14 protein-coding genes are annotated in these 15,318 nt (G+C 53.4%); 11 read left to right on the top strand and 3 right to left on the bottom strand.

Translation table 11 applies throughout. From position 1 onward, the window contains the following. Positions 1–83: 83 nt before the first annotated feature. Both malS and avtA read left to right on the top strand, forming a co-directional pair. Positions 84–2,114, top strand: coding sequence for an alpha-amylase (gene malS / locus C2U43_RS01295; RefSeq protein ID WP_103284589.1), 2,031 nt, complete (start codon positions 84–86; stop codon positions 2,112–2,114). A 176-nt stretch (positions 2,115–2,290) separates the two neighbouring features. Next, entirely contained in the window at positions 2,291–3,541 is a 1,251-nt protein-coding gene (avtA, locus tag C2U43_RS01290) for a valine--pyruvate transaminase (protein ID WP_103284588.1), read from the top strand. Positions 3,542–3,575: 34 nt separating this feature from the next. Here the strand turns inward: avtA and C2U43_RS01285 are convergent, their stop codons facing one another. Next, entirely contained in the window at positions 3,576–4,049 is a 474-nt protein-coding gene (locus C2U43_RS01285; RefSeq protein WP_008786443.1) for a 4Fe-4S dicluster domain-containing protein, read from the bottom strand. 105 nt (positions 4,050–4,154) lie between these two features. Further along, positions 4,155–4,970, bottom strand: a complete 816-nt coding sequence (gene yiaJ / locus C2U43_RS01280) for an IclR family transcriptional regulator YiaJ (RefSeq protein WP_003827359.1) — start codon at positions 4,968–4,970, stop codon at positions 4,155–4,157. A 217-nt stretch (positions 4,971–5,187) separates the two neighbouring features. Here yiaJ and yiaK point away from each other — a divergent pair, with 217 nt between their 5' ends. The 8 genes from yiaK to araD all read left to right on the top strand — a co-directional run bounded on the left by yiaK (position 5,188) and on the right by araD (position 12,768). Beyond that, a complete protein-coding gene (gene yiaK / locus C2U43_RS01275; protein WP_003827358.1) occupies positions 5,188–6,186 on the top strand; it encodes a 3-dehydro-L-gulonate 2-dehydrogenase in 999 nt (332 codons plus the stop codon). Positions 6,187–6,197: 11 nt separating this feature from the next. Beyond that, on the top strand, positions 6,198–6,662 hold the full coding sequence (locus C2U43_RS01270) for a YhcH/YjgK/YiaL family protein (protein WP_103014694.1): 465 nt from the start codon (positions 6,198–6,200) through the stop codon (positions 6,660–6,662). A 14-nt stretch (positions 6,663–6,676) separates the two neighbouring features. Further along, positions 6,677–7,609, top strand: a complete 933-nt coding sequence (locus C2U43_RS01265; protein ID WP_103284587.1) for a DUF4862 family protein — start codon at positions 6,677–6,679, stop codon at positions 7,607–7,609. A 31-nt stretch (positions 7,610–7,640) separates the two neighbouring features. Beyond that, positions 7,641–8,960 (top strand): MFS transporter, encoded by a 1,320-nt coding sequence (locus C2U43_RS01260; RefSeq protein ID WP_003827355.1) that lies wholly within the window; start codon positions 7,641–7,643, stop codon positions 8,958–8,960. Positions 8,961–9,058: 98 nt separating this feature from the next. Next, positions 9,059–10,561 carry an FGGY-family carbohydrate kinase gene (locus tag C2U43_RS01255; protein ID WP_103284586.1) on the top strand — a complete coding sequence of 501 codons (1,503 nt, stop codon included), beginning with the start codon at positions 9,059–9,061 and terminating at the stop codon, positions 10,559–10,561. After that, a complete protein-coding gene (gene ulaD, locus C2U43_RS01250) occupies positions 10,561–11,223 on the top strand; it encodes a 3-keto-L-gulonate-6-phosphate decarboxylase UlaD (protein ID WP_048227376.1) in 663 nt (220 codons plus the stop codon). Before C2U43_RS01255 ends, ulaD begins: the two co-directional genes overlap by 1 nt. After that, complete coding sequence (locus C2U43_RS01245; protein ID WP_103284585.1) at positions 11,216–12,076, top strand: L-ribulose-5-phosphate 3-epimerase; 861 nt, start codon at positions 11,216–11,218, stop codon at positions 12,074–12,076. The genes ulaD and C2U43_RS01245 overlap by 8 nt, the downstream gene beginning before the upstream one ends. Beyond that, positions 12,070–12,768, top strand: coding sequence for an L-ribulose-5-phosphate 4-epimerase (gene araD, locus C2U43_RS01240; RefSeq protein WP_103284584.1), 699 nt, complete (start codon positions 12,070–12,072; stop codon positions 12,766–12,768). The genes C2U43_RS01245 and araD overlap by 7 nt, the downstream gene beginning before the upstream one ends. 76 nt (positions 12,769–12,844) lie before the next feature. Here araD and C2U43_RS01235 read toward each other — a convergent pair whose 3' ends face one another. Then, on the bottom strand, positions 12,845–13,660 hold the full coding sequence (locus tag C2U43_RS01235) for a helix-turn-helix domain-containing protein (protein WP_003827350.1): 816 nt from the start codon (positions 13,658–13,660) through the stop codon (positions 12,845–12,847). Between the two features lie 252 nt (positions 13,661–13,912). Between C2U43_RS01235 and C2U43_RS01230 the strand changes: the two genes are divergently transcribed. Then, positions 13,913–15,313, top strand: a complete 1,401-nt coding sequence (locus C2U43_RS01230; RefSeq protein WP_103284583.1) for an MFS transporter — start codon at positions 13,913–13,915, stop codon at positions 15,311–15,313. Positions 15,314–15,318 lie beyond the last annotated feature (5 nt).

The raw sequence follows: 15,318 nt of genomic DNA, 5'->3' as shown, positions 1-15,318 counted from the left end.
CTGGCGGAATCGACTCAAAGGAGGAGTTTCCGGCCTGATTTCACTGGCAAACTGGCGAAAATCGCAGCACCAAGGACAGCATTATGAAACCTGCCGCCGTTGCGCTGGCGCTCATGCCCGGCATTGCCATCGCCTCATCATGGACTTCTCAGGGACTCCCCACCTTCGAAGCGGAAGGTACGGGTAAATTCGTCAGCCATGCAGCGTTGACGAAGGGTACGCGTCCTTTAATCCTAAATTTTGACCAACAGTGCTGGCAGCCTGCTGATGCGATAAAACTCAACCAGATGCTGTCGCTAAAACCGTGTGAAGGCACCCCGCCGCAGTGGCGCTTATTCAAAGACGGCGATTACACGCTGGAAGTGGATACCCGCTCCGGAACGCCAACGTTGATGCTCTCGGTAAAAAGCGCCGCAGACCCTGTCACGACCCAGATTCGCCAGTGCCCGAAATGGGATGGTTCGCCGTTAACACTGGATGTGAGCCAGACCTTTCCGGAAGGTGCCGTGGTGCGTGATTTCTACAGCCAGCAAACGGCAACGGTAAAAAATGGGTCGATTACCCTACAGCCTGCCGCAGCCAGCAACGGGCTGTTGCTGCTGGAACGGGCGGAAACTGATGCCCCGGCAGCTTTCGACTGGCATAACGCTACGGTGTATTTCGTCCTGACGGATCGCTTTGTAAATGGTGACCCGAGCAACGACCACAGCTACGGGCGTCGCAACGACGGCATGCAGGAAATTGGTACCTTCCACGGGGGCGATTTGCGCGGGCTCGCCAGCAAACTCGACTATCTGCAACAACTGGGCGTCAATGCGTTATGGATCAGCGCGCCGTTTGAGCAAATCCACGGCTGGGTCGGCGGTGGCACCAAAGGCGATTTCCCCCATTATGCTTACCACGGCTATTACACTCAGGACTGGACCACGCTCGACGCGAATATGGGTAATGAAGCTGACCTGCGTGCGCTGGTTGACGGCGCGCACCAGCGCGGCATTCGCATCCTGTTTGATGTCGTCATGAATCATACCGGCTACGCCACGCTGGCGGATATGCAGGAGTATCAGTTTGGGGCCCTGTACTTGTCGGGCGATGAACTGAAAAACACGCTCGGTGAACGCTGGACGGACTGGAAGCCAGCCGCCGGGCAAAGCTGGCACAGCTTTAATGATTACATCAACTTCAGCGATAAAGCAGGCTGGGAAAAATGGTGGGGGAAAAACTGGATCCGCACCGATATTGGCGATTACGACAATCCGGGTTTTGACGACCTGACCATGTCGCTGGCTTTCCTACCCGATCTGAAAACCGAATCCACCACGCCTTCCGGGCTGCCAAACTTTTACCAACACAAACCGGATACGCACGCTAAAGCTATTGCTGGTTATACGCCCCGCGATTATCTGACCCACTGGCTCAGCCAGTGGGTGCGTGATTACGGGATTGACGGGTTTCGGGTCGATACCGCCAAACACGTCGAACTTCCCGCCTGGCAGCAGTTAAAAACACAGGCCAGCACGGCGCTGGTTGAATGGAAGAAAGCGAACCCGGATAAAGCGCTGGATGACAAACCTTTCTGGATGACCGGCGAGGCCTGGGGTCACGGCGTGATGCAAAGCGACTATTACCGTCACGGCTTTGATGCGATGATCAATTTCGACTATCAGGAGCAGGCGGCAAAGGCCGTCGATTGTCTGGCAAATATGGATGTCACCTGGCAACAGATGGCTGAGAAATTGCAGGATTTCAACGTTCTGAGCTATCTTTCCTCGCACGATACGCGTCTGTTCCGCGAAGGTGGAGACAAAGCCGCCGAGCTATTGCTTCTGGCGCCAGGCGCGGTACAACTCTTTTACGGAGACGAGTCGGCCCGGCCCTTTGGACCAACAGGTTCAGACCCATTGCAGGGTACGCGCTCAGAAATGAACTGGCAGGATGTGGCCGGGAAATCTGCCGCCAGCGTCGCTCACTGGCAGCGCATCAGTCAGTTCCGGGCCAGACATCCCGCCATCGGTGCTGGTAAACAGACCACGCTGACATTGAAGCAGGGATACGGATTTATCCGCGAGCATGGCGACGATAAGGTGATGGTGGTGTGGGCCGGTCAGCCCTGATCCCAACAGGCTTCCCGCTGTGCATACAGCGGGAAGCCCAACACAAAATAAAAAACCAGCCAGGTAAACATCTGCAGCACAAAACATCAATCCAGCTCGTTCCCCCTGATTTGCACCCTGCCATAGGTAGCGCTATGGTTAGCCACTTTACTACTCAGTTCGACAGACCCCCTGCTATGACATTCTCACTTTTTGGCGACAAATTTACCCGCCATTCAGGCATCACCCGCCTGATGGAGGACCTCAACGACGGTTTACGCACCCCAGGCGCCATCATGCTCGGCGGTGGTAATCCGGCGCAAATTCCAGAGATGCAAAATTACTTCCAGTCTCTGCTGGCAGATATGCTGGAAAACGGCAAAGCCACTGATGCGCTTTGCAATTATGACGGTCCGCAAGGGAAAACCGTGCTACTGTCTGAACTGGCGAAACTGCTACGTGAGAAGCAGGGTTGGGATATCGAGCCACAAAATATTGCACTGACAAATGGCAGTCAGAGCGCGTTTTTCTACTTATTCAATTTGTTCGCCGGACGCCGCGCTGACGGAACAACGCAAAAAGTGTTATTCCCGTTAGCGCCGGAATACATTGGCTATGCCGATTCCGGGCTGGAAGAAGATCTCTTCGTCTCAGCACGTCCGAACATTGAGCTGCTACCGGAAGGCCAGTTTAAGTATCACGTTGATTTTGAACACCTGCACATCGGTGAAGAAACGGGCATGATCTGCGTGTCGCGCCCCACTAACCCGACAGGCAACGTGATCACCGACGACGAGCTGATGAAGCTGGACCGGCTGGCCAACCAGCATGGGATCCCGCTGGTGATTGATAACGCCTATGGCGTACCATTCCCTGGCATTATCTTTAGCGAAGCACGCCCACTGTGGAACCCCAACATTGTGTTGTGCATGAGCCTTTCCAAGCTGGGTCTGCCAGGCTCCCGCTGCGGCATCATTATCGCGAATGAAAAAATCATCACGGCGATTACCAATATGAACGGCATCATCAGCCTTGCACCTGGCGGGATGGGACCGGCGATGATGTGCGAGATGATTAAACGTAACGATCTGCTGCGCCTGTCCGAAACGGTTATCAAGCCGTTTTACTATCAGCGCGTTCAGGAGACGGTTGCGATTATTCGCCGCTATTTGTCAGAAGATCGCTGCCTTATCCATAAACCTGAAGGCGCGATTTTCCTGTGGCTATGGTTCAAAGATTTACCGATCACCACCGAACTGTTGTATCAGCGTCTGAAAGCGCGCGGCGTACTGATGGTTCCTGGTGACTACTTCTTCCCGGGGCTGGATAAACCCTGGCCGCATACCCATCAGTGCATGCGGATGAACTACGTGCCAGAGCCGGAGAAAATCGAAGCTGGCGTGAAGATTCTGGCTGAAGAGATCGAACGCGCCTGGCTGGAAGGCTAACGCAAACCCGACCCAGGTGCGGGTCGGGCTCACTTCACAGCGGCTGTGAACGCAGGCGCTGGCGCTGAATACTGACGGCATCAACACACTGCAACGCGCTGGTCGGGCAGGCTTCGACACACGCTGGTCCCGCCTCGCGATGCCAGCACAAATCGCATTTTATCGCCTGCACCCGCGACGAACGGGCAACGACATTCATTGCCCCAAACGGGCAGGCCAGCATACAGCTTTTACAACCAATACAACGTGCCTGTTCAACGAAGATATGCCCATGTTCACGACGAATGGCGTGAGTTGGACAAACATTCGCACAGGGAGCGTCTTCGCATTGATGGCAGGCGACCGCCGTGGTAAAGGCGTCGTCTTTGATGACCCGAATCCGCGGTATAAACGCAGAAGAAGAGACCGAAGCACAGTCCTGATTTTGCTGATGCGCGACGACGCAGGCAACTTCGCAGGTACGACACCCAATACATTTTGCCGCATCCGCCATAATAAACGCGTTCATTGCCCCCTCCCTCTGCGTGAAAACCACAGAGTGCCAGAGAGACCGCCCCTGACGCTTTGATCGGACAGGGGAAACGGTTAAATATTGTCAGGTGCCTGAATAACCTTAATCGCGAACGGTAAAACCCAGCTCATTTGAAATCGCCTGCGCGGTTTCCCGTAGCGGCTTGAGTAGATTTTTTTCCCCTATCTGCTTAAGTCGCGAGGTAGAGAGTGAAATTGACACTGCGTACGGCACCCGACCATGAATATCAAACACCGGCACGGCAATACAGGAAACGCCCAATTCGTTCTCTTCCCGATCCATCGCCATACTGCTTTCGCGGATCTGCGCCAATTCGTCGTACATCGCCGGTAAACCGGTAATGGTATTGCGGGTCAGCGGCTGAATAAGATCCTGATGGCTCTCCCAGTAAGATTTCACATAATCCGCATGCCCAAACGCCATGTAAATTTTACCCATCGCGGAGCAATACAGTGGCATATGTTGACCGATATAAGCGCGAGTACGCAGCATGCCCGTCGTCGGTTCCAGCTTATAAATCAGAATCGCGTGGTCATCTTCACGGCTGGAGAAGTTGATTGTTTCACCAGTAGCAATATTCAACGCTTCGAGGTGCGGCGCGGCAACATGGATGATATTCAGTGACGACAGTGCCTTCTGCCCAACGGCGATAAATTTGGTGGTCAGCCTATAGCTACCCGCAGCAGGTGCAGGCGTGACATATCCGCAGGACTGCAGCCCTTGCAGGAGTCGATGCACAGTACTTTTGTTCAGCCCGGCCAGTTCAGACAGATGGGCCAATGGGCACCCATTCGGATAGTTACTCAGAATCTCAATCAACATCAAACCACGGAACAGGCTCTGACTTCCGGCTGGCCTCTCTTTGTCTTGCGTCATTTCACTCTCTTTTGTGCCCATCGCTTCCGCTCCCCTTTTCGTCGCGCTCTGATGGTAGCGCAAAGTGTGTTTCAGTTCACGATCTGAACCGAAAAAACACAACTATTTGATTTTGATGATTTTAAAAAATAGACCACCCCGTTGATCTGTCAAAATTTGATCGCTATATTTGAAATCAGATTTCGCATAGTGAAATTTAGAGATAAAAAAGCGATCAAATTTAAACAAGGAAACAGGAATGAAAGTCACTTTTGAGCAGTTGAAAGATGCGTTCAATCGGGTACTGCTGGCACGCGGTATTGCCGTTGAAACCGCCGATGCCTGTGCCGAAATGTTTGCGCGCACTACAGAGTCCGGCGTTTATTCGCACGGTGTGAATCGTTTTCCTCGTTTTATTCAGCAATTGGATAACGGCGACATCATTCCTGAGGCCAAACCGCAACGCATTACCAGCCTGGGGGCGATTGAACAATGGGATGCTCAGCGTTCGATCGGCAATCTGACGGCGAAAAAGATGATGGACAGAGCCATTGAGCTGGCCTCCGATCACGGTATTGGCCTGGTCGCACTGCGTAACGCCAACCACTGGATGCGCGGCGGCAGCTATGGCTGGCAGGCGGCGGAGAAAGGTTATATCGGTATCTGCTGGACTAACTCGATTGCCGTCATGCCACCGTGGGGTTCGAAAGAGTGCCGCATTGGTACTAACCCGCTGATCGTCGCGATCCCCTCATCGCCAATCACCATGGTTGATATGTCGATGTCGATGTTCTCCTACGGCATGCTGGAAGTGAATCGCCTGGCCGGTCGCGAACTGCCGGTAGACGGTGGCTTTGATGATGAAGGCAATCTCACCAAAGAGCCGGGCGTTATCGAAAAAAACCGCCGCATATTACCAATGGGTTACTGGAAAGGTTCAGGTCTGTCGATTGTGCTGGATATGATTGCCACCCTGCTTTCTGATGGCTCTTCCGTTGCGGAAGTCACCCAGGATAACAGCGATGAATATGGCGTTTCACAGATATTTATCGCCATTGAAGTGGATAAACTGATCGATGGCGCCACCCGTGATGCCAAGCTACAGCGGATTATGGATTTCATCACCACCGCCGAACGTGCAGATGAAAACACGCCTGTCCGTCTGCCGGGCCACGAGTTTACGAAGCTACTGGAAGAAAATCGCCGGAACGGTATCACCGTTGACGACAGCGTCTGGGCAAAAATTCAGGCCCTGTAAGGAGCAACACCATGATCTTCGGACATATTGCTCAACCTAACCCATGCCATTTGCCTGCTGCGATTGAAAGGGCGCTCGACTTTCTGCGCACCACAGATTTTCGCAAACTAGAGCCGGGCGTGGTGGAGATCGACGGTAAAAATATCTTCGCGCAAATTATTGATTTAACCACGCGTGACGTTGCCGAAAATCGTCCTGAGGTGCATCGCCGCTATCTGGATATTCAGTTTCTGGCCTGGGGTGAAGAGAAAATCGGGATCGCCATTGATACCGGGAATAACCAAATCAGTGAATCGCTATTAGAACAGCGCGATATTATTTTTTATCACGCCAGCGAACATGAATCTTTTATTGAAATGATTCCGGGAAGTTACGCCATATTTTTCCCGCAGGATGTTCATCGTCCAGCATGTCATAAAACTGTCGCCACACCGATCCGCAAAATAGTCGTGAAGGTTGCTATTTCAGTTTTATAAAAGGAGCACAAAAAATGAAAGCTAACACTACCGGTTATATTATCGGTGCGTACCCCTGTGCACCCTCATTTCACCAAAAGAGTGAAGAGGAAGAGAAGGAATTCTGGCGACAACTCTCCGATACCCCGGATATTCGCGGACTGGAGCAGCCCTGTCTTGAACATCTGCACCCGTTAGGCGACGAATGGTTATTACGCCATACGCCGGGCGACTGGCAAATCGTGGTCACGGCCATTATGGAAACCATGCGCCGTCGCGGTATTAATGGTGGTTTCGGGCTGGCCTCCAGCGATGAAGAACAGCGTAAAGCCTGCGTGGCGTATTACCGTCATCTGCAGCAGAAAATCAACCATATCAATGCGGCCAACGGCGGAAAAGTGATTGCACTGGAGTTGCATGCTGCCCCGCTGGCGGGCAACCCGAACGTCGCTCAGGCCACCGACGCGTTTGCTCGTTCGCTGAAAGAAATTACCCGCTGGGACTGGTCCTGCGATCTGGTGTTGGAACATTGCGATGCCATGACAGGCCCCGCGCCACGCAAAGGATTTTTACCGTTAGGCAACGTGCTGGACGCGATAGCCGGATATGACATCAGCGTGTGCATTAACTGGGCGCGCTCGGCCATTGAAGGGCGGAACCTCACCCTACCACTGACCCACACGCAGCAGACCAAACGGGCTGGAAAACTGGGCGCACTGATGTTTTCCGGTACCACGCTTGCGGGGGAATACGGCGAGTGGCAGGACTTACATGCACCGTTTGCCCCTTTCTGTCCAGAAGGTCTAATGACCACAGAGCATGCCCACGAATTATTCGCCTGCGCAGGAGCAGACCCATTGCAATTTTCTGGCATTAAATTGCTGGAAATAAATGCCAGTGCAGATGTGAGCCATCGTGTAGCGATATTGCGCGACGGTATCGCCGCATTAAATAAAGCAAAACTATAAAAATAAAATACTACTCTACGAGAATATTAATATGAACATGACCTCTCGCCCTACACTTCAAGACATACCCCGTCAGCGCTGGCTACGGATTATTCCACCTATTCTTATCGCCTGTATTATTTCTTATATGGACCGCGTCAATATCGCATTCGCGATGCCCGGCGGAATGGATGAAGAATTAGGTATTTCCGCCACCATGGCCGGTCTGGCCGGTGGTATTTTCTTTATCGGTTATCTGTTTTTACAGGTTCCCGGCGGAAAAATTGCCGTACACGGCAGCGGCAAGAAATTTATCGGCTGGTCGCTAGTTGCCTGGGCGGTTATTTCCGTTCTGACGGGATTAATCACGAATCAGTATCAACTGCTGGTTTTGCGTTTCTTACTCGGTGTTGCTGAAGGCGGCATGCTGCCGGTCGTGCTGACGATGATCAGCAACTGGTTCCCCGACGCCGAGCGCGGTCGCGCCAATGCGATTGTGATTATGTTTGTGCCGATTGCCGGGATCATTACCGCCCCGCTCTCGGGCTGGATCATCACCGTACTCGACTGGCGTTGGCTGTTTATCATTGAAGGCTTACTGTCTGTCGTCGTCCTGGTGCTGTGGGCCTATACCGTTTACGACCGTCCGCAGGAAGCACGCTGGATCTCTGAGGCGGAGAAAAATTACCTGGTAGAAACCCTGGCCGCCGAGCAAAAAGCCATTGCCGGAACAGAGGTCAAAAATGCCTCTCTGAGTGCGGTACTTTCCGATAAAACCATGTGGCAGCTAATCGCGCTGAACTTCTTCTATCAGACCGGGATTTACGGTTACACCCTGTGGCTGCCGACCATCCTCAAAGAGTTGACTCACAGCAGCATGGGACAGGTCGGCATGCTCGCCATTCTGCCATACGTCGGCGCAATTGCCGGGATGTTCCTTTTCTCTTCACTCTCTGACCGCACCGGTAAACGCAAGTTGTTCGTCTGCCTACCGCTGATTGGCTTCGCCTTGTGCATGTTCCTCTCTGTGGCGCTGAAAAATAACGTCTGGCTGGCTTATGCCGCGCTGGTCGGCTGCGGATTCTTCCTGCAATCGGCTGCGGGCGTGTTCTGGACTATTCCAGCACGTTTGTTCAGTGCGGAAATGGCCGGTGGCGCACGTGGGGTCATCAACGCTCTCGGCAACCTCGGTGGTTTCTGCGGCCCTTACGCAGTCGGCGTTCTCATCACCCTGTACAGCAAAGATGCGGGCGTTTATTGCCTGGCAATTTCACTGGCTCTGGCCGCGCTGATGGCCCTGTTGCTACCAGCGAAATGCGATGCAGGTGCCGCGCCGCTAAAGACGCTGAATCCACATAAACGTACAGCTTAAAACAATGCCCGGTGGCGCTTCGCTTACCGGGCCTACAGGTAGCAACCGTCCCAGGCTGGATAAGCGCAGCGCCATCCGGCAAAAATGAGATAACAAAGATGAGTGAGAAAGCGACCTTCTGGATGGGTATTGATTGTGGCGGTACATATCTGAAAGCGGGTTTGTATGATGCCAAAGGTCATGAGCAGGGAATTAACCGGCAATCGCTGCAGACAATATCGCCATTGCCAGGTTACGCCGAACGCGATATGCACCAACTGTGGCAACAGTGCGTCGCGACCATCGCCGGGCTGTTAAAGCGCACAGGCGTGTGCGGTGAGCAAATCAAAGGCGTCGGTATATCCGCTCAGGGCAAAGGTCTGTTCCTTCTCGATAAGCAAGATAAGCCGCTAGGCAATGCCATTCTCTCTTCTGACCGACGCGCGATGGAAATCGTTCAGCGCTGGCAGCAGGATGGGATACCTGAGCAGCTCTACCCGATCACCCGCCAGACATTGTGGACCGGTCATCCGGCATCGCTCCTGCGCTGGGTGAAAGAGAACACCCCCCAGCGCTACGCGCAAATTTGTAGCGTCATGATGGGTCATGACTACCTGCGCTGGTGCTTAACCGGCGCCAAAGGCTGTGAAGAGAGCAATATCTCCGAGTCGAACCTCTACAACATGACCACGGGTCAGTACGACCCGAGGCTGACTCAGTGGCTGGGCATCAGTGAAATCGACAATGCCCTGCCCCCCATCGTTGGTTCAGCAGAAATATGCGGGGAAATCACCGCTCAGACAGCCGCCATAACCGGTCTGGCGGCGGGTACCCCCGTCGTCGGCGGACTGTTTGATGTGGTTTCCACCGCACTCTGCGCCGGTATCGAAGATGAACGCACCCTCAACGCGGTGATGGGTACCTGGGCCGTCACCAGCGGGATCGCTCACGGCCTGCGCGACCACGAGCCCCATCCCTATGTCTATGGTCGCTATGTAAATGACGGGCAGTACATCGTTCATGAAGCCAGTCCGACCTCTTCAGGCAATCTGGAATGGTTTACCGCCCAGTGGGGCGAACTCTCTTTTGATGAGATTAATCAGGCCGTTGCCAGCTTACCGAAAGCCGGTAGCGAGCTTTTCTTTCTGCCCTTTTTGTACGGCAGCAACGCCGGACTGGAGATGACCAGCGGCTTTTATGGCATGCAGGCTATACACACTCGTGCCCACTTATTACAGGCTATCTACGAAGGCGTGGTTTTCAGCCACATGACCCATCTGAACCGCATGCGCGAACGTTTTACGCAGGCACATACCCTGCGCGTCACCGGAGGTCCAGCGCACTCCGACATCTGGATGCAAATGCTGGCGGACGTCAGCGGTTTACGTATCGAATTGCCACAGATTGAAGAGACCGGCTGCTTTGGCGCTGCGCTCGCCGCCCGCGTAGGCACCGGCGTTTATCACAATTTCAGTGACGCGCAGCGCAGCTTACAGCACCCGGTTCGCACACTGCTGCCAGACGCTACGGCGCATGCGAGCTACCAGCGTAAATACCGCCAATACCAGAATTTAATTACCGCACTACAGGGCTATCACGCCCGCATTAAGGAGCACGAATGATGAGTCGACCATTACTGCAACTGGCGCTCGACCACACCAACCTGCAGGCGGCCCAACACGATGTCGCACTGCTACAAGAGAGCGTTGATATCGTTGAGGCAGGGACGATTCTCTGCTTAACCGAAGGCCTGGCTGCCGTGAAAGCGCTGCGTACCCAGTGTCCAAATAAAATCATCGTTGCCGACTGGAAGGTAGCCGATGCGGGCGAAACCCTCGCACAGCAAGCGTTTGGCGCTGGCGCTAACTGGATGACTATCATCTGCGCTGCCCCACTGGCGACGGTAGAGAAAGGCCATGGCGTCGCGCAGTCCTGCGGCGGCGAAATTCAGATGGAACTGTTCGGCAACTGGACGCTGGATGATGCCCGTGACTGGTATCGCGTTGGGGTTCGCCAGGCAATTTACCATCGTGGCCGCGATGCTCAGGCCAGCGGACAACAATGGGGAGAAGCTGATCTGGCGCGCATGAAAGCGCTTTCCGATATCGGTCTGGAGTTGTCGATTACCGGCGGGATTACGCCCGCCGACCTGCCGCTGTTTCGCGATATCAACGTCAAAGCCTTTATCGCCGGACGCGCGCTGGCTGGGGCGCAAAACCCAACGCAGGTTGCCGCTGAATTCCATACGCAAATCGATGCTATCTGGGGAGCACAGTATGCGTAATCATCCGTTAGGTATCTATGAAAAAGCGCTGGCGAAAGACCTCTCCTGGCCGGAGCGTCTGGTGCTGGCGAAAAGCTGTGGTTTTGATTTCGTCGAGATGTCAGTGGATGAAACCGATGAACGTCTGTCGCGTCTTGAGTGGAGTCCTGCTCAGCGTGCATCGCTGGTGAGCGCAATGTTAGAAACCGGCGTGGCAATCCCCTCAATGTGCCTATCCGCCCACCGCCGTTTTCCGTTTGGCAGCCGCGATGAATCAGTCCGTATTCGGGCACGCGACATCATGACCAAAGCCATTCGTCTGGCGCGCGATCTCGGTATTCGCACTATTCAACTGGCAGGTTACGACGTCTATTACGAGGAACATGACGAAGGTACGCAGCAGCGCTTTGCCGAAGGGCTGGCATGGGCAGTCGAGCAAGCCGCCGCCGCGCAGGTCATGCTGGCGGTAGAAATCATGGATACCGCTTTTATGAACTCAATTAGCAAGTGGAAAAAGTGGGATGAAATGCTGTCATCGCCGTGGTTCACCGTCTACCCGGATGTGGGCAACCTCAGCGCATGGGGTAATGACGTCACTGCCGAATTGACGCTGGGCATCGACCGTATCGCCGCTATCCATCTGAAAGACACACTGCCAGTAACCGAAACCCATCCGGGCCAGTTTCGCGATGTGCCCTTTGGCGAAGGGTGCGTGGACTTTGTTGGTATCTTCAAAACGCTGCATGAGCTGAACTATCGCGGGTCGTTTCTGATTGAAATGTGGACTGAAAAAGCAAAAGAGCCGGTACTGGAAATTATCCAGGCACGACGCTGGATAGAAGCACGTATGCAGGAAGGAGGATTTTCATGTTAGAACAACTGAAAGCCGATGTGCTGGCGGCCAATCTGGCGCTTCCGGCTCATGGTTTAGTCACCTTTACCTGGGGTAACGTCAGCGCTGTGGATGAAACGCGTAAGCTGATGGTGATTAAGCCGTCCGGCGTGGAATATGACGTGATGACCGCCGACGATATGGTGGTGGTGGATATTGCCAGCGGCAACGTGGTTGAAGGCAGTAAAAAACCCTCCTCAGACACGCCAACCCATCTGGCGCTGTACCGCCGCTACCCTGAGATCGGTGGGATCGTCCATACTCACTCACGCCACGCGACGATCTGGTCGCAGGCGGGTCTTGATCTCCCGGCATGGGGCACCACGCATGCCGATTATTTCTATGGTTCTATTCCGTGTACCCGGCTGATGACCGTTGAGGAAATCAATGGTGAATACGAATATCAAACCGGTGAAGTGATCATTCAGACCTTTGAGCAACGCGATCTCAATCCGCTGCAGGTTCCGGCAGTGTTAGTGCATTCACACGGTCCGTTTGCCTGGGGTAAAGATGCCGCAGACGCCGTACATAACGCAGTGGTACTCGAAGAATGCGCCTACATGGGGCTTTTCTCGCGCCAGTTAGCTCCGCAGTTACCGGATATGCAGCCTGAGTTGCTGGATAAACACTATCTGCGTAAACACGGTGTGAATGCGTATTACGGGCAAAATTAACGTCCGGCGGCGCTGTGCTTGCACTGGTCTGTCATTTTTAGGCCGGGTAAGCATAGCGCCACCCGGCGATCCTCATTTACGCCGAATTAATATGCTCTTTGCAGTAGCGCCTTTTCCACGCCGCAGGCGTCAGGCTGGTATGCTTACGAAAGATTTTGCGAAAGTAACCCACATCATTAAATCCACATTTAATCGCCACTTCGGTAAGCGACAGCGAGTCACTGATCAACAGCTTTTCTGCCGCCCTTACCCGCTGGCGATGCAATGCTTCAGTTAGCGTCAGCCGGAAAGCGCTCCGAAATACACGCCCCAGATAATCCGCATTGCAATGCAGCTCTTTCGCCAGAGTTGAAGCACTAATCGGCAGGTGGAACTGGGTGTGGATTATTTGTTGCGCTTTCCATGCCAGCGCATTACCGGGGCTATCTGCGGGTTGCTCGCTAGCCGCCGCGGAGATTTGCTGCAAAATCAGCAGTAGGATCAGTTCCAATGCAACGCTGCGATGAATATTTTCCTGCTCACGTAAGAACTGGCGAAACAGCGAAATAATATATTGTGGCTCGCTAACCCGGGCATGCTGAGGAATCGCAAGCAACGGTTCTGTAAGTGAAGCATCGTTTTCTGCTGTCACCTCAAAGTGTAGCCAGTAAAATTTCAAATCAGCCGGAAACTGTCCCACACCAATATGCGAACGCTGCGGCCATAACAGCAAACTTTCTCCAGCATTCACGCAAAAAACGGTCTGACCTTCGCGAATCGTTAATGTCCCTTTTTCGACAAAGATGATTTCCCAGGATTGCAATTGCCGCGCCGGATGGCTTCCCACACCTCGGGAAATAAATAGCCCACCATTTTGCACTTTAATCGGAAGAGACATGGACAATTCGAGCATATATATTCAAATTCCCGCTTTTTGCATTATTTAAACTGCTCTTTATTATTGATTATTCACGATAAACTTGCTTTTCACTGGATCGAAATCACATTTTTATAATGAAGTCGGAATTGTCATCTTTTTATACTTTTCTCTTCCCTTGTTGACCCAAACATTTCGTGCAGAATAAATAACGTACTTTGCAAATTACAAACAAATAACCCGCAACGTAGCGGGATACTTTCTGAACATCCTCTCCGGGAGTTATTTATGACTTCGGCTCCGATTACGACATCTGATTTGGCACAGCGTGCCCAGGACGACAAATTATCCCTGCGTGAAAAAATAGGTTATGGGTTAGGCGATGCTGGCGGGACGGTAATTACCTGTCTGATCATGAACTTCCTGACATTTTTCTATACCGATGTCTTCGGGTTAACGCCCGCGCTGGTCGGCACATTGTTTATTGCCCTGCGTGTATTTGATGCCATTTCCGATCCGATAATGGGCATACTTGCCGACCGCACGCAAAGCCGCTGGGGGCGTTTTCGCCCATGGCAGCTGTGGGTGGCAATTCCCATTGGCATCATTGGCGTACTCACGTTTACCGTCCCTGACGCCAGCATGAGCGTAAAAATCGCCTGGGCATTCGGCACCTATCTACTGCTCTCTGTCGGCTATACCGCCATCAACGTACCGTATTGTGCGCTGATCAACACCATGACGACCCGCCATAACGAGGTGATCGCCTGTCAGTCCTGGCGCTTTGTGCTGTGCGGCGTGGCGGGATTCCTTGTCTCCGTTGGTCTGCCGTGGATGGTGGATATTCTGGGTCAGGGCAATGCCGCGCAGGGTTATCAGTTCGGCGTGGGCATCCTGTGCGCCATCGCTGTGGTGATGTTCCTGTGCTGCTTCTTCTGGGTTTGCGAGCGTGTGCCGCTGGCGATGATGGGGAAATTTACCCTGCGTGAACACATTGGTGGGCTACGCAAAAATGACCAGTTGCTGCTAATGCTGGTGATGTCTTTCCTGCTGATTAACGTCTTCAATATTCGTGGCGGCGGGTACATGTATTTCATTACCTACGTGCTGGAAGGCAGTACCGCTTACACGTCGCTGTTTTTCACCATGGTGACCTTTGCGTCCATCATCGGTTCAGTGGTTGTCAGCCCGCTGACCCGCCGTATAGATACCGTCAAACTCTATTACTACACCAACCTGGTGCTGGCAGCCCTGGCAGTGATGATGTGGTTCCTGCCGACCGGCCCGGCTTATCAAACATTATGGCTGGCGGTTATTCTCGGCAACGGCATTATTCTGGGCTTTACGCTGCCTCTGCACTTCTCGCTGATGGCCTTTGCCGACGATTACGGCGAGTGGAAAACCGGCGTGCGTTCTTCCGGCATGAATTTCGCCTTCAACCTGTTTTTCATCAAGCTGGCCTGGGCCTCAAGCGCGGGGATCATCAGCCTGTTATTTATTTTTGTCGCCTATCAGCCAGGCGCTGGTAACCAAACCGCCAGTTCGCTGCAAGGAATTACCGCGATGGAGACGCTGCTTCCCGCGCTGTTCCACCTGCTGTTGGCGCTGTCTATTCGCATCTGCAAACTCAATAATCCGATGATGTCGCGCATTGCCACCGATCTGCGTCAGCGTCATGTACAGCCTTAAGGAGC

This window comes from Citrobacter freundii complex sp. CFNIH9 (assembly GCF_002903305.1).
GTDB classification, from domain to species: Bacteria; Pseudomonadota; Gammaproteobacteria; order Enterobacterales; family Enterobacteriaceae; genus Citrobacter; species Citrobacter portucalensis.
The sequence above is the reverse complement of the archived record's forward strand: the minus strand, read 5'-3'. Positions and strand labels throughout refer to the sequence as shown.

What these genes read in the sequence shown, in the direction of transcription:
- malS (WP_103284589.1), top strand. Translation starts at nt 84, where the DNA reads ATGAAACCTGCCGCCGTTGCGCTGGCGCTCATGCCCGGCATTGCCATC.
- avtA (WP_103284588.1), top strand. Translation starts at nt 2,291, where the DNA reads ATGACATTCTCACTTTTTGGCGACAAATTTACCCGCCATTCAGGCATC.
- C2U43_RS01285 (WP_008786443.1), bottom strand. Translation starts at nt 4,049, where the DNA reads ATGAACGCGTTTATTATGGCGGATGCGGCAAAATGTATTGGGTGTCGT.
- yiaJ (WP_003827359.1), bottom strand. Translation starts at nt 4,970, where the DNA reads ATGGGCACAAAAGAGAGTGAAATGACGCAAGACAAAGAGAGGCCAGCC.
- yiaK (WP_003827358.1), top strand. Translation starts at nt 5,188, where the DNA reads ATGAAAGTCACTTTTGAGCAGTTGAAAGATGCGTTCAATCGGGTACTG.
- C2U43_RS01270 (WP_103014694.1), top strand. Translation starts at nt 6,198, where the DNA reads ATGATCTTCGGACATATTGCTCAACCTAACCCATGCCATTTGCCTGCT.
- C2U43_RS01265 (WP_103284587.1), top strand. Translation starts at nt 6,677, where the DNA reads ATGAAAGCTAACACTACCGGTTATATTATCGGTGCGTACCCCTGTGCA.
- C2U43_RS01260 (WP_003827355.1), top strand. Translation starts at nt 7,641, where the DNA reads ATGAACATGACCTCTCGCCCTACACTTCAAGACATACCCCGTCAGCGC.
- C2U43_RS01255 (WP_103284586.1), top strand. Translation starts at nt 9,059, where the DNA reads ATGAGTGAGAAAGCGACCTTCTGGATGGGTATTGATTGTGGCGGTACA.
- ulaD (WP_048227376.1), top strand. Translation starts at nt 10,561, where the DNA reads ATGAGTCGACCATTACTGCAACTGGCGCTCGACCACACCAACCTGCAG.
- C2U43_RS01245 (WP_103284585.1), top strand. Translation starts at nt 11,216, where the DNA reads ATGCGTAATCATCCGTTAGGTATCTATGAAAAAGCGCTGGCGAAAGAC.
- araD (WP_103284584.1), top strand. Translation starts at nt 12,070, where the DNA reads ATGTTAGAACAACTGAAAGCCGATGTGCTGGCGGCCAATCTGGCGCTT.
- C2U43_RS01235 (WP_003827350.1), bottom strand. Translation starts at nt 13,660, where the DNA reads ATGCTCGAATTGTCCATGTCTCTTCCGATTAAAGTGCAAAATGGTGGG.
- C2U43_RS01230 (WP_103284583.1), top strand. Translation starts at nt 13,913, where the DNA reads ATGACTTCGGCTCCGATTACGACATCTGATTTGGCACAGCGTGCCCAG.